At 44.1% G+C, this 13,671-nt stretch carries 13 protein-coding genes; 4 read left to right on the top strand and 9 right to left on the bottom strand.

Annotated elements, in window-relative coordinates:
* Positions 1-16 precede the first annotated feature (16 nt).
* The 3 genes from ODOSP_RS15755 to ODOSP_RS15745 form a co-directional block, all read right to left on the bottom strand.
* Positions 17-1,045 (bottom strand): NAD-dependent epimerase/dehydratase family protein, encoded by a 1,029-nt coding sequence (locus tag ODOSP_RS15755; RefSeq protein WP_013613288.1) that lies wholly within the window; start codon positions 1,043-1,045, stop codon positions 17-19.
* Between the two features lie 40 nt (positions 1,046-1,085).
* A complete protein-coding gene (locus tag ODOSP_RS15750) occupies positions 1,086-1,496 on the bottom strand; it encodes an OsmC family protein (protein ID WP_013613287.1) in 411 nt (136 codons plus the stop codon).
* Between the two features lie 86 nt (positions 1,497-1,582).
* Positions 1,583-1,936, bottom strand: coding sequence for a YraN family protein (locus tag ODOSP_RS15745; RefSeq protein ID WP_013613286.1), 354 nt, complete (start codon positions 1,934-1,936; stop codon positions 1,583-1,585).
* Between the two features lie 150 nt (positions 1,937-2,086).
* Here ODOSP_RS15745 and ODOSP_RS15740 point away from each other — a divergent pair, with 150 nt between their 5' ends.
* Complete coding sequence (locus tag ODOSP_RS15740; protein ID WP_013613285.1) at positions 2,087-2,908, top strand: glycogen/starch synthase; 822 nt, start codon at positions 2,087-2,089, stop codon at positions 2,906-2,908.
* A 54-nt stretch (positions 2,909-2,962) separates the two neighbouring features.
* Here ODOSP_RS15740 and galE read toward each other — a convergent pair whose 3' ends face one another.
* The gene (gene galE / locus ODOSP_RS15735; RefSeq protein ID WP_013613284.1) at positions 2,963-3,982 is read right to left on the bottom strand and encodes a UDP-glucose 4-epimerase GalE; all 1,020 of its coding nucleotides are present in this window, start codon (positions 3,980-3,982) and stop codon (positions 2,963-2,965) included.
* Positions 3,983-4,119: 137 nt separating this feature from the next.
* Here galE and ODOSP_RS15730 point away from each other — a divergent pair, with 137 nt between their 5' ends.
* Complete coding sequence (locus tag ODOSP_RS15730; protein ID WP_013613283.1) at positions 4,120-4,875, top strand: HU domain-containing protein; 756 nt, start codon at positions 4,120-4,122, stop codon at positions 4,873-4,875.
* Here the strand turns inward: ODOSP_RS15730 and pssA are convergent.
* Positions 4,856-5,596, bottom strand: coding sequence for a CDP-diacylglycerol--serine O-phosphatidyltransferase (pssA, locus tag ODOSP_RS15725; protein WP_013613282.1), 741 nt, complete (start codon positions 5,594-5,596; stop codon positions 4,856-4,858). The two genes, ODOSP_RS15730 and pssA, sit on opposite strands and share 20 nt — an antisense overlap.
* Before the next feature lie 19 nt (positions 5,597-5,615).
* Positions 5,616-6,665 carry a DUF1573 domain-containing protein gene (locus ODOSP_RS15720; protein ID WP_013613281.1) on the bottom strand — a complete coding sequence of 350 codons (1,050 nt, stop codon included), beginning with the start codon at positions 6,663-6,665 and terminating at the stop codon, positions 5,616-5,618.
* A gap of 191 nt (positions 6,666-6,856) precedes the next feature.
* On the opposite strand from ODOSP_RS15720, the gene ODOSP_RS15715 reads away from it, so the two are divergent.
* Together ODOSP_RS15715 and ODOSP_RS15710 are read left to right on the top strand one after the other, a co-directional pair.
* Positions 6,857-8,008 carry a M20 metallopeptidase family protein gene (locus ODOSP_RS15715; RefSeq protein ID WP_013613280.1) on the top strand — a complete coding sequence of 384 codons (1,152 nt, stop codon included), beginning with the start codon at positions 6,857-6,859 and terminating at the stop codon, positions 8,006-8,008.
* A gap of 2 nt (positions 8,009-8,010) precedes the next feature.
* Entirely contained in the window at positions 8,011-9,015 is a 1,005-nt protein-coding gene (locus tag ODOSP_RS15710) for a glycosyltransferase family 9 protein (RefSeq protein ID WP_013613279.1), read from the top strand.
* Here ODOSP_RS15710 and ODOSP_RS15705 read toward each other — a convergent pair.
* From ODOSP_RS15705 to rlmH, 3 genes are read right to left on the bottom strand one after another with little or no spacing between them, the layout of a single operon-like run.
* Entirely contained in the window at positions 9,005-9,505 is a 501-nt protein-coding gene (locus tag ODOSP_RS15705) for a hypothetical protein (protein ID WP_013613278.1), read from the bottom strand. The genes ODOSP_RS15710 and ODOSP_RS15705 overlap by 11 nt on opposite strands.
* Before the next feature lie 19 nt (positions 9,506-9,524).
* Positions 9,525-13,118 carry a sensor histidine kinase gene (locus ODOSP_RS15700; RefSeq protein ID WP_013613277.1) on the bottom strand — a complete coding sequence of 1,198 codons (3,594 nt, stop codon included), beginning with the start codon at positions 13,116-13,118 and terminating at the stop codon, positions 9,525-9,527.
* 26 nt (positions 13,119-13,144) lie between these two features.
* Positions 13,145-13,618 carry a 23S rRNA (pseudouridine(1915)-N(3))-methyltransferase RlmH gene (gene rlmH, locus ODOSP_RS15695; protein WP_013613276.1) on the bottom strand — a complete coding sequence of 158 codons (474 nt, stop codon included), beginning with the start codon at positions 13,616-13,618 and terminating at the stop codon, positions 13,145-13,147.
* Between the last annotated feature and the right edge of the window lie 53 nt (positions 13,619-13,671).

Here is a 13,671-nt window from a genome sequence, read left to right as displayed (position 1 = left end):
AAGCCAACCCGATTTTTCACTTATGCTTCGGATCTGCAGATGCTGAAATCCACATCAGCCGCATATGATCTACCGTCTCTACCAGAGGATAGAAATGAAAATCCGGATAAAGGCTGAGTATCCTGGCGTTCGAATATCGTGAACAATGTTGAGACGACCGGGCAGTCTCACGGGTAAAAGCAGGCTTAGATCCGGAAAGGTATCCCCAACAGGCCAGCATCCTCCATACCAGTTCGGTCATCCAGGGTGCAAGATTCCACCAGGGAGGCTGTACTCCATTCACCCGGGCTATAGCTGTAAAAAGTTCCTGATAAGTATAATTTCCTCCATTCAACACAAAACGTTCCCCACTCACCAAAGGATCTTCACACAACCGGATCATCAATTCGCACACATCCCGGACATCCACATATCCGGTCATGCCCCGCGTATAAAAAGGAATTCCTTTAGCAGCGGTAAAAAACAATCGTGCACTACTGCGATGCCACATACCCGCCCCCAGAATCACCGACGGACATACGATAACTGCATTCAATCCATAACCGATATATTTCCGGATCAGTTTTTCAGCAGCCGTTTTACTTTGAGAATAAACCGAATGCTCTCTACCGGCGATAACAGGTGTATCCTCGTCGATCAAATCTTCCGGTTGCCGGGCATCACCAAGGGCTGCGATCGAACTGACATAACAAAGCCTCACCTGATATTCCAGACACAGAGCCGCCACGTTTTCAGTCCCTTGCAGGTTGGTATTCATCAGATGCATCCGATCCGTCCCCGAAAAAGACACCACAGCAGCACAGTGATAAACATAGTCAGCCCGCCGGACATATTCGGCCAGCCCCTCCTTTTGCACCACATCCCCTTCGCCCCAATTGATCGTGTTCCAATATCTTTCACCGTCAGGATACTGTAAAAATACAGCCCGGGAATCTTCCAGCCGGCTCTGTTTTCTACGCAATGCCGAAACCGAATGGCCTGAAACAGCCAAAAAATACAATAAATGGCTACCCAATAATCCGGTTGCACCTGTCACAAAAACCATACGTTTACTTATTTGAATAATCGAGTCGACGACTCAACAACTATACCGACCAATGAAAACAAACCGACTTTTCCAAATGTTCGTTCAGACTATAATAAACGGGACAAGTCTGTGCCACCCGCTCCAAAACAATCCGGTCTTTGGCAGAATAAGCTTTCGCAGGCATAAAAATATCGATTCCGATTCTTACAATACGCCGGGGCTCTGTCCCCATAGTCTTCGTTATCTCCATCTCTGTACCTTCCAGATCGATGTTATGCTGACCGGCATAAATCCCCATGGTAGTCAATATACAAGAACCTAAAGCAGCAGCACACAAATCGGTGGGTGAAAAAGCTTCCCCTTTACCACAATTATCGACCGGAGCGTCGGTCATCATCTTCGTACCGCTCGCCACATGTTCACACTCCACACGGAGTTGTCCCAAATATTTTGCTTTCATTGTCGCCATAACACATTCTTTTTATATTATTACTGAAATTAGTCTAATCCAATCCTTATCTTTTTAACGAATCCTTCATTAAATCGTTATTCTTTCTATTCAAACACCTGAATCGCTTCCTTTACATGTTCAATCTTTAAATCAGGCCCGATCACCAAAATCAAATCGAAGCGCACCTCAGCCCGAATCCCTTTCGCTTTAATATAGGCATCCGTCGCTATACGGATATTTCTTCTCTTGCGGTAATCCAACAGTTCCTCGGGATGTTCTTCCGGCAAATCACGGGTTTTCACCTCTACAACCACCAACAGATCCCCTTTCAGGCAAATAACATCCAATTCCCGGTGTTTTAACCTCCAGTTGCGTTCTAAAACAACATATCCCTCCCGCACCAAATATTCAACCGCCTTCTCCTCTCCCTTCCGCCCCAAATCATTATGAGCTGCCATGATTTATTTTACTTTTTCCAAATATAAACAAAAAAACAATACCGTCTTCTCTTTCATTTACAAAAGAGTACAAATTCAAATTTAGCCAAACGCTTTTTGATTTGTGAACAAAAATGACTACCTTTGTAAGGTTTTTGGGAAAAAGTAGTTATGGCGAAGAAAAAGATTCTTTTTATATCTCAAGAGATCATGCCTTATTTACCTGAATCGGAAATGGCCCATATCGGCCGTTACTTACCTCAGGGGATTCAGGAAAAAGGCAAAGAAATCAGGACATTCATGCCGCGTTATGGATGTATTAACGAAAGACGTAACCAGCTTCACGAAGTGATTCGCCTGTCGGGAATGAATTTGATCATCAATGACACAGACCACCCGTTGATTATCAAGGTAGCCTCTATCCAATCTGCCCGGATGCAGGTATATTTTATCGACAATGAAGACTATTTTCAACGGAAACATGTGATTACCGATGAAAAAGGGTCTTTCTTCCCGGACAATGACGAACGGGCGATCTTTTTTACCAGAGGAGTATTCGAAACGGTAAAAAAATTAAGATGGGCTCCGGACCTGATCTATTGCCAGGGCTGGTTCACCGCTTTAGTGCCTCTGTATCTGAAAAAGGAATACAACGAAGATCCGATATTCGCTCATTCTAAAGTAGTATATTCTACCTATAATGACCAGTTCGGTGGCACCTTAGACCAGGATTTTCAAAAGAAAGTATTGAGTGAAAATATTACTTCGGAAGACGTACGTATCCTGAGCGAACCGACCCATACGAACGTCAATAAACTGGCTTTCGATTATTCGGATGGGATTATTTTCAATAGCTCTAATGTCGACCCGGAACTAAAGGCTTATGCGACACAAAGCGGCAAACCGGTGACAGAATACACCACTCCGGAAGAATACATCGAAAATTACGCCACCTTCTTCGATCAGATTCTGGAAAGTCCGGCAAAAAAATAATTTTATCAGTTATAAAAATAGGGAAACGATCGTTTCCCCATTTTTACCTTCTTTTTATTTCTTCATCAACGCTTGTTGCCATTTCCAGGCATTGGCCAGGGTTTCTTCGATAGGAACTTCGGCTTTCCATCCCAATTCCTGATTAGCCAGGGTAGTATCTGCCCATACTTTCTCGATATCTCCGGCCCGTCGTCCTACGATTTTGTAGTTTACTTTTTCGCCGGTAGCTTTTTCAAAAGCTTTGATCAAACCCAATACCGAAAGCCCGTTTCCTGTTCCGATATTGAAATATTCGTAATTGGCTTTATTTTTTCCGTCGAGTAAACGCCGGATAGCCACAACGTGAGCTTTCGCCAAATCGACCACATCGATATAATCCCGGATCGGAGAACCGTCGGGCGTATTGTAATCATCCCCGAAGACACTCAATTGCGGACGGATACCTGCCACCGTCTGGGTCAGGAAAGGAATCAGGTTATTCGGTACACCGTTAGGCAATTCCCCGATCAGAGCAGAAGGATGAGCACCGATCGGATTGAAATAACGCAGTGCCAATAAGTTCATGCCAGACTCTACTTTCGCAAAGTCCCGCATAATATCTTCACACATCGCTTTTGTATTTCCATAAGGAGATTCGGCTTGTTTACGGGGTGTTTGTTCGGTAACCGGCAAAACATCGGCTTGTCCATACACCGTACAGGAAGAGGAGAAGACGAGATTCTTTACTCCGAACTCACGCATTCCGGCAATGACGTTCATTAATGAATTCAGGTTATTCCGGTAATATTCCAAAGGTTTCTGCACCGATTCGCCCACAGCCTTCAAAGCGGCAAAATGGATAACCGCTTTTATATCCTGATGCCGGCGAAAGAAATCGCGCACCTGTTCTCCTTCTGTCAGATCGATCTGTTCAAACTCAGGCCGGATGCCTGTAATCTTTTCAATTCCGTCTAATACGCCGATATTGGAATTACACAAATTATCCACAATAACGACATCATATCCATTCTGTTGCAACTCCACCACGGTATGCGAACCGATATAGCCGGTCCCCCCTGTTACAAAAATCTTCATAAGGCTAAAAATTTATTGTTTTATTCTGTATTTCATGCAAAGTAAGTAATAAAATATTAAAATTGGTCGCTTCAACAGGGTGAAATTAATTTTTTCGGGTTATTGGCGGATATCCGTTTTTTTCTTACTTTTGTACTATGCATAAATTTATTGAATACATATCCGATTTGCTATTTTTACACGATTGCGTAATCATTCCGGACTTCGGGGGATTTATCTGCAACTATAAAAGTGCTTATATCGACGACGAGAGTGGTTTGATTTGCCCACCCTCTAAGGATATTTTATTCAACCGTAACCTGACCCACAATGACGGATTGTTGGTCAGTTGGATTGCCGGCAAAGAAAATATCAGCTATGAGAAGGCCACTTCCCAGCTGATGCTTTTCTGCGAAGACCTGAAAATTCGGCTAAACCAACGACAACGGATCGCTTTCGGAGACATCGGTGTATTTTTTACAGACCGCCGTTTTAATATCATTTTCGAACCCGGAAAACATAATTTTTTTGCAGAAACCTTAGGAATGGAGCCACTTCCAGTGGCGAAGGTCGGTTTATCCGATAAAATAAAACCCGCCGTATCGGGTACCAGCAGGTCAACCCAAACCCCGGATATTCCCAAATATATCAATTTAGAATCTTCCGGTAATATTCTGCACCGTCTTTTGAAATATGCTCTAGGAGCGACAGCTATCGCAGGTATCGTCATCATTACCCAACTGGATTTCTTCCACACGGCTTCCGATCCGAACCGGGATGTGAATAGTTCCGGCGTACAACCGGTCATTCCTGCTATTCAGTCATCTGCATCCGGAAAAATCACTTGTAACAAAGTAATTTCCCCTTCGCAAGACTACGTCGACTACGATCCGGTCAACGATTTGAAGTGGTAATTTTTATCAAAGCCTCTACGACAGAAAAAAGGATATATAGGGGGATGATAAAAATGAGAATCCCCTTTCCCCAAATACCTGCCGATATAATCAAACATATAAAATAGCAATAACGAATCTTATTCTCCCGCCAGCCGAATCCCGAAATCTTCAACGAAAACATCGGTAATTCACTGATCAAAAGAATAGACAGGATAAGGGCACTGCTTGCCAATACCCCCGGCTTTCCGAACAAGGTCATATAGAGTTCCGGAGTATAATAACTTCCGAAAACCAGGCATACCCAAAACAATGCATTAGCAGGCGTAGGCATACCGATAAACGAAGTGGCCTGACGTACATCGAGATTAAATTTAGCCAAGCGGTAAGCCGAGAAAGGAGCGATCACGACCGGCATGACAGCTGTAATCTGCTGCCCCAGCGTCCAGGTGGCAAAATGCAGGAAATCACCTCCCGGTAATTCTCTAACGATCAGAAAATACGCCAGAATAGCAGGAGCAACCCCGAAACTGACCATATCGGCCAGCGAATCGAGTTCTTTCCCTATCTCCGACTTGACATGCAACAGACGGGCGGTCATCCCGTCGAAAAAATCGAAAACCATCCCCACCAGGATCAGGATAGCAGCAGCGGTCAACAGTCCGTACATAGCCAGAAAGATAGCCAGCGTACCGGAAATAACATTCATACAAGTGATCAGGTTGGGGATTTGTTTTCTCATAACTAATATATTAATAATTTCAATCGATATTTCCGTAAAAACGTAAAGTCAACTCAGGATTGGCAGGTGCATTACTAATCACACTGATTAAACAAGTCACCTTCCCGGCATCGGCTCCTGATTTCGTATTCACCTTCAAAGCAGCCGCTTCTCCCGGTTTCAGTTCCTTCCGGGTCATTTCGACAGTTACCCGCTCATCGTTGGAATATATACGATGAATCGTCAAAGGAGTTTGGCCGGTATTTTTTATCTGATAAGTACAGGAAACCACTTGAGCGGCAGGAGTATGCCCGAAGTTATGATATCGTTTGTCCGCTTCAATCCGAGGGGCTGTCGCCGGATCGATATTTGTAAAGTCTTCTTCGATGAAGACCGAAACCGGCAAGGTGTATTTTTTCCCCTCGACCACCATCGTCACCTGCTCTTTATTCAATCCATATTCACCGTTCATCGCCGTATTATAGGCCGCCTTGATCGTCGCTTTCCCTTTATCGGGAATAGGCTGAGGCTCGATAGCCATTTTAATATAAGCCGGTAAGTCCGTAAAAGAAACGGCAACTGATTTACCGGCATTGTTGAAAACTCCCACAGACATACTTTTCACCTCTCCTTTGTGCACTTTCATCAAAGAGATATGCTCCAAAGGCAAACGTAAACCGGAAGCCAGCTCATAAGGATAATCATCGAGCACTGTCCGGGCTTTCCCCTCGACTGTACCTTTAATCTTCAGTTCCACTACGGTCGGTTTAGCATTCGAATATACCGTTATTGTCTTATCGAAAAATCCCGGCCGGTCTTTCGGATCGAAAGTAGCCTTCACAAACCCTTTCTGTCCGGGTAAAACCGGTTGTCTACTCCACTGCGGAGAAGTACAGCCACACGAAGATTCTACATTTTTGATCAATATCGGAGCAGTCCCGGCATTCACAAACTCAAAATCATAAGAAACAGCTCCATTCACTTCCTTAATCGTCCCGAAATCATGTGCCCGGTTACTGAAGTTGATCACTGCTTGCGAAAAAGTTGCCAAAGAGGCAAACAGAAAAACAATCGATAAAAGCACTTTCATATCACAAAAATTAGCATAAAACAACATACACTCACTCAAAAATATACATACATCAAATTCTCTTTTCTTTTATGAATTCGGAATACGAAAATAATTCTTTTTACCGAGGATTTCGATGATTCAAGAATAAATTTTAACTTCGTTAGCTCAAAACCACCTGAAAATATAGTTTGAATTGTAAATAAAGCTTTATGATAAATATACCCCCTGAGCTGCTCACGAATGCCCGAATGCATTATACCTATTTGCACGAACATCCGGAACTAAGCTTTGCAGAAGAACAGACCGCAGCCTATATCCGCCGTACTCTTGACTGCCTGCAAATTCAGTATACCAACGCAGGCCCGACAGGGATCATCGGTTTTCTGCCCGGTAGAGACACTTCCCGGACAATTGCCTTACGGGCAGACTTCGACGCCCTGCCGATCTCCGAAAAGGAAGATCATCCTCTTATTTCCCGTAACCCGGGCATTATGCATGCCTGTGGGCACGATCTGCACACGGCCGTCTTATTGGGAACGGCAGAAATACTGGCCACCCGGTCACTGCCCTTTAACCTGATGTTCATCTTCCAACACGGAGAAGAGGTTTTGCCCGGCGGAGCCCGGGATATCATCGGAAATGTTTTTTTCCAAACCCATCTTCCGGAGTGGATCATCGCTTTACATGCAGAACCGGACCTTCCGGTCGGCCAGCTCGGCATCTGTCCGGGTCAATATATGGCCTCGGGAGACGAGATATCCATCACCCTGCACGGCCCGGGAGGACATGCCGCCTTACCCGACCAATCGGCAGACCTGATCCTGATCGCTTCCCATATCGTCGTGGCTCTGCAGCAGATTACCAGCCGGAACGCCTCTCCCTTCATTCCTACCGTCCTGACTTTCGGTCATTTCAGATGCCACAGCATGATGAACATCATCCCCAAAGAAGTCCGGCTAGAAGGGACTTTCCGCACTTTCGACGAAACCTGGCGCCAGGAGGCTAAAACCCGTATCCGCCGGATAACCACAGCTATTGCCGAAAGTATGGGAGCCCAACCGGCGATAGAAATAACCGATGGCTATCCCTGCCTCTATAACCAACCGGAAAAAGCAGAGCAAGCGATCGGCATATTAAAAACAGAATTCGGAGAAAAGCAGGTAATCCGGTTGGGCCGGCGCATGACCACGGAAGATTTCGCCCGTTACAGTCAGCTCCTCCCTGCAACATTCATCCGCTTGGGCGTAAGTTCGACTACCCACCCGGCGGGGAAACTGCATACACCCGAATTCTTCCCGGACTTAACTGCACTGGAAACCGGCATCCGTACTTTATGTTCGCTCATTCTTAATAACGATTAACTATGCCCAAATTTCTGATCATCCGTTTTAGCTCGATAGGCGATATCATTCAATGTATGGGAATCATCGACGGTATCCGGGAACATTTTCCCGATGCAGAAATCCATTGGATCGCCCGAAAAGATATGTCTTCTTTCCTGGCCATGGACAAGCGCATCGGTAAAATATGGGCTTTCGATAAAGCACTCGGCCTTAAAGGCCTGTTAAAAATCGCCCGGCAACTCCGGGAGGAGCATTACGATTATATTTATGACGCCCATAGTAATATCCGGTCTAATATCTTAAGACTAAAATTATTACCCTGGTGGAGCAAAGGTCCGCATTTCACCCTGCGTAGCAAAGAACGCTGGAAAAGGTTTTTACTTTTCAATTGGGGTATCAATCGGTTTCCCTGGCCTTTCCGGGGTGTCGTTTCTTACCGGAAACCACTTTTAAAATGGGGGATCGACCGTTTCCCGGATACTTACGACGACTGGTATTTCCCGGAAAATTTCCCGGAAAAGCTGAATTCCCGTATACAGGCCCATACGATTACCCTTGTCCCTTCTGCCAACTGGATAAAGAAAAGATGGCCGGTCGAACATTGGAAAAAGCTGATCACCTTACTATCGGAATACCACTTTCTGATCCTAGCGGGTCCGGGCGATACCTTCTGCGAAGAAATCAGGACCGAAGCTCCTGAACGGGTAGAAAACCTGGCAGGTAAAACAACCTTATTGGAATCCTGCTACCTCATTCACCGTTCCCATATCGTCGTCAGTGCCGACACCGGTTTCATGCATGCCGCCGATCTCTTCCGAATCCCGACTCTGGCCCTTATCGGCCCGACCGCTTTCGGTTTTCCCACCGGTCCGACCGCCGAGATATTCGAGACCGCCTTGTCGTGCCGGCCATGTACGAAAGATGGAAGCGGGAAATGTAAAAAAAGTGTTTACCAGCAATGTATGGTAGATATCCGCCCGGAAACCATCGCAACCCGTATCCGGCAACTCCTGCCTATAAAGTGACAGGAGAGGCCGTCCGCATTTTTATCCGCATCCGGGTCTTGCGTTTTTTCAGGGTTTCCAAAGTCAGCCCCATAATCCGGGCCATGGTTTTATTATCCAACTGCATTTCACACATCAGTAATAACAACACATCCTGAGTAGAAAATCCGGCGTATTTATCCAATAAATCCCGGACATATTCTTTTTTATTGTGACTAAAAATCTCGATCAGTTCCCTAAAATACAATTCTTTCTGCTTCTTGACCAGATTCATATACTTGTCATAAAACTCAGGAATTTTCAGATTTATTTTATACTCCAGCATCAGATAACCGACATCCATCGCCGTATTGATATTAGCCAACTGTACCATATCCCGGAGCGGAATCACTACCCTGCCTTTATCCTGAACTTCCTTTTGCCGTTTCCGTTTTTTCTCCATCCAATACCACACTCCGGCCATACTCCCTTCCCCCACGACAAATCCAATCAAAATCCACACCCAAATCATAGACGATACCAATTTGAAATTATGCTCTTACAATATCCAATATAATGAAAAATTCCGTACCGACCCCTACTTCGCTCACAAAACCGATCTCCCCGCCCATACTTTCGATAATCCGTTTACAGATAGCCAACCCCAATCCCATGCCACTGGATTTAGTGGTAAAATTCGGCTGAAAGATTTTCTCCCGAAGATTTTCCGGTATACCTTGCCCATTATCGCGGATACGGATTTCCACTTTCCCCTCTTTTTTACGGACTGTGATCCTGATAACTCCCTGCCGGCCTTCGGGGATACTCTGTTCTGCGTTTTTCAACAGATTGATCAACACCCGCCTCATCTGTTCCCTGTCGGCCAATATCCGGATCCCTTCCTCCACATCACATTCCAATTCTTCTGTATTATTTTTGAAAAGTAACGAGCAGTTGCGTACTAACTCATCTACTTCGAAAGTCTCATTATGTGCCTCGGACATCTTGGCAAAATCAGAGAAAGCAGAAGCAATGGCAGCCATATTATCGATTTGCTCGATCAACATGCCGGAAACGGCTCTGAAACGTTCCTTAAATTTCTCCGTATCTTCCATCTGCAAAGAACGCAGCATAAACTGGATATTCAACTTCATCGGAGTCAGCGGATTTTTAATTTCATGAGCAATCTGCCGCGCCATTTCACGCCAGGCACTCTCTCTTTCCGATTTTGCCAGCTGCACAATACTTTCATCCAGCTTATCCACCATATTGTTGTATTCTTCCACCAAGCGGCCGACTTCATCGGCATGGTTATAAACAATTTTCTCATTTTTCCCTCCGACATGCATTTTCTTCAATTTATCGTTCAGCATCTGCAAAGGCCGGGTAACACGTTCCGCCACCAAACCGGATAAAATAAAAGCCAGGACCATCATCACAATAGCGATATTCACCGTGATGACTACCATAATAATAATATCCAGATTCAGTTCGTCATTTTGAGCGAAATAAGGGATATTCAGTATATAAGATTTTCCATTGTCCAATACCAGCGGCATATAAGCCGACATATAAGTCAGTTCGCCCACTTTCCCGTTTGCGATATAACTGGTCACCCCGAGCTTTTCGATCTGTTTCAAGGCTTCAGGATCGACCAAAGTACCCTCGAATCCATATTCAAAAATTTCCGGGCGCGAAGTAGCTATCAATTTCCCTTGTCTGGAATAAATATTGATATCGATCAGCAGTAATTCGGACATATCGGATAGCCGGCCCGTAACTTCGGGACATTTACGGGCATCCACACAAGGCAAACGCTCTAATTCTTTATTGACATATTTCAGCAATTCGATCGCTTTAGCATTATGCCGCCCTTTAAAACTCACGGTATTCATATAAATACTCAAGGCTGTCAGGATAACAAAAAGGATAAAAATCAAAGATATAATACTGTTTTTTATCCGGGCCCTCAATGTACCTTGCCTGAAATTGATATTCCGGTTGACATTAAAAAACAAACCATAGGAAGAAATCAATATACAAACGAAGAAAGCATACAACACATTCATGTAATAAAGAGCGAAAGTATTCTCATGCAAACTGATGACCAGGGTACTGTTGTTGTCCACAGGGATCAGCATATGCGAATATTTGTCTTTATTGAACAGGTCGAAATTACGGGCATCTTTACCGAATGCCGATAATTTTTTATAATACACAAAATTTCCCGAAGAAGACACCAACTCCCCGTAGCTATATTTAGCATAGGAGTAAAAATAACCGTCCTCTTTCCCATCGGCAGATTTACGGGACAGGATTTGCGGATACCCTATGCCTTCGTCGTTCTTGACTGCATCGAAACGAAGATAAAGATTTACTTCCCCGAAACGATATCGCCCGATATAAGTGACATATCCATCGAAAACACCGATGGAATAGAAACCGGAGTCGTCGATCCGGTGCCCGTTTTTACGTATAATCCATTCGAAATACTCCCGGCATCCCCATTGTTCGCGGGTATCGGTCAGCCAAAGACTGTCACCGGCACGGCAAAAAGTGATTTCGCAAGAATAATTATATCCTCTCAAATCTAATAGCTCTCCACTCAACAAAGCTTCCGCTTCCTGTTCCTCACCAACCTCGATCCATCCTTTCAGTTCCTCCGAACCGCGTATGACCCGATCGATCTCCACCAACCGCTTTTCGAAATTATAATCCCTTTCTTCTATCAGCTCGGTGGCATAGTTCATACGCTGGCGTTGCTCTTTATAGCTTTCATATTTTTTAGTCACCATCACCACGTAGATGGATAATAAAAATATGACAAGGATATAAATACTTCTTTGTATATCCCGCTTCAATAAATACCTGTTAACAGCCAGTAAAACCGTAACGATCCAGATAAAAAAACAATCCCAGAAGTTCGTATATAAACTGAACATATAACTGACCAGACTCAACAGAACACACATGTAAGTGACGACTTTAATCACCGTTATGAACGACATCATGTGCCAGAAAACAGAAACAGCACCATAGATAGTGATCACGATCACCAATCCTCCCATAATAATCGCGACAAACGAAAGAATAGAAGAGAGCCCCACAGGTACCAACTGCGCGATATTCAAATGAATATCCATATTTTCCACCACCAGATCGATGGAAAAATTGAAGAAATCGACATATAGAAAAATCAGAAAAATAATCCCACCAGTGAAAAGGTAACGATAATGCAACAGTTTCTCATCCTGGTAATTAATCCGGATATTCGACAAAGTGATATAACAAACCTGAAAAATACAGAAGGTAGTCAATAATAAATCACCGATAGAAGTAATAAATATTTTTTTAGAAAAAGTCTCATCGAAAATCGGCAGACGATAAATAGTAGGAGGCAGACGAAAGGCTTGCATAAAATAGCGCAAACCGGCCAGAAATAATATAAATCCGGCAAAATAAAGGAGTTGTCTTTTCCAGCAATCCGTATGTTTCAATACCAGATCATACACATAAAACAAACTCAGGAAAAACAGCAGATAGAAAGAAAGCAACAGATAATTGGAAGCCCGTTCTTTGTAATGATCGCCATAAACGATAAAAAACAAGCCCATACCGTCCTTATCGGTGATCAAATGTCCCTGTTCAACGGTGACTGTAGAGATTTCTACCTGCCCGATATTCTCTTCACTAATATTCAGAAACTTTCCGAAATTGTTTTTGATGTATTTACCGGTATAGGGATAGTCGTCTTTGATCCGCAATAAGGCATAATAATCGATATCTTTATATCTTTTCCTCCGGATTTCGTAATAGGTATTTCCGATCTTCGTAAAATTTCTCCCACTGGTCAGCAATTCGGATAAATGCCGATCTCCGATAATTTCGTTCGTCCAAAAGAAAACCCTGCCCTCCCGAATCCCGACAAAGATAAGATCCTCCTCCCATTCCTCGGAGTCGATATCTACGCTGTCTCTAAAAGTCGCCAATAAATGATCCGCTTTGCGTTCCTGTTCATGCAAACGGCTTTCGAAGCGTTCCACCCAGGTATTCTCATCCTGCCGATAGAAAAGATATTCCGTCAGCGCTGTCGCCATCAGCAACAACACAGCACCAAACAAAACGATAAACGCCTTCCGCTTCATATGCTCATTTATTCTACTTCCCGGTTTTATTCATGATGATAAGGCTCTCCCTTCATAATGGTCATCGCCCGATAAATCTGCTCGGCAAAAATCATCCGGACCATCTGATGCGAGAAAGTCATTTTCGATAAAGACAACAGCTCATCAGCCTTTCGGTAGACCGCTTCCGAAAAACCATAAGGTCCTCCGATCACAAAAACCAACCGCTTTATCCCATTCAGCATCTTTTGTGCCAAAAAAGCAGAAAATTCGCCGGAACCGTACTGTTTTCCCCGTTCATCCAGCAAAATCACATAATCGGTCGGCAAGAATTGTTCCAATAGCAACAAACCTTCTTTCTCCTTTTGCAATGCCTCACTCATATGTTTGGTATTCTTGACATCCGGCAAGACTTTCATCTCATACCCCACATATTTCCTCAACCGTTTTTCGTATTCTTCAATTCCCGCCCGAATATAATCCGCATCTGTTTTCCCAATAACCAGCAAACAAATTTTCATAGTTCTCTAAATCTACCCGATAAAACATTCACCCCACCGACCAGGCCATTTCC

Source organism: Odoribacter splanchnicus DSM 20712 (genome assembly GCF_000190535.1).
Lineage (GTDB): Bacteria > Bacteroidota > Bacteroidia > Bacteroidales > Marinifilaceae > Odoribacter > Odoribacter splanchnicus.
Note: the sequence above shows the minus strand (reverse complement) of the source record. Positions and strands in the feature narration are given on the sequence as shown.

Excerpts from the sequence above, each read along its gene's own strand:
- ODOSP_RS15755 (WP_013613288.1), bottom strand. The coding sequence starts at position 1,045 with ATGGTTTTTGTGACAGGTGCAACCGGATTATTGGGTAGCCATTTATTG.
- ODOSP_RS15750 (WP_013613287.1), bottom strand. The coding sequence starts at position 1,496 with ATGGCGACAATGAAAGCAAAATATTTGGGACAACTCCGTGTGGAGTGT.
- ODOSP_RS15745 (WP_013613286.1), bottom strand. The coding sequence starts at position 1,936 with ATGGCAGCTCATAATGATTTGGGGCGGAAGGGAGAGGAGAAGGCGGTT.
- ODOSP_RS15740 (WP_013613285.1), top strand. The coding sequence starts at position 2,087 with ATGGCGAAGAAAAAGATTCTTTTTATATCTCAAGAGATCATGCCTTAT.
- galE (WP_013613284.1), bottom strand. The coding sequence starts at position 3,982 with ATGAAGATTTTTGTAACAGGGGGGACCGGCTATATCGGTTCGCATACC.
- ODOSP_RS15730 (WP_013613283.1), top strand. The coding sequence starts at position 4,120 with ATGCATAAATTTATTGAATACATATCCGATTTGCTATTTTTACACGAT.
- pssA (WP_013613282.1), bottom strand. The coding sequence starts at position 5,596 with ATGAGAAAACAAATCCCCAACCTGATCACTTGTATGAATGTTATTTCC.
- ODOSP_RS15720 (WP_013613281.1), bottom strand. The coding sequence starts at position 6,665 with ATGAAAGTGCTTTTATCGATTGTTTTTCTGTTTGCCTCTTTGGCAACT.
- ODOSP_RS15715 (WP_013613280.1), top strand. The coding sequence starts at position 6,857 with ATGATAAATATACCCCCTGAGCTGCTCACGAATGCCCGAATGCATTAT.
- ODOSP_RS15710 (WP_013613279.1), top strand. The coding sequence starts at position 8,011 with ATGCCCAAATTTCTGATCATCCGTTTTAGCTCGATAGGCGATATCATT.
- ODOSP_RS15705 (WP_013613278.1), bottom strand. The coding sequence starts at position 9,505 with ATGATTTGGGTGTGGATTTTGATTGGATTTGTCGTGGGGGAAGGGAGT.
- ODOSP_RS15700 (WP_013613277.1), bottom strand. The coding sequence starts at position 13,118 with ATGAAGCGGAAGGCGTTTATCGTTTTGTTTGGTGCTGTGTTGTTGCTG.
- rlmH (WP_013613276.1), bottom strand. The coding sequence starts at position 13,618 with ATGAAAATTTGTTTGCTGGTTATTGGGAAAACAGATGCGGATTATATT.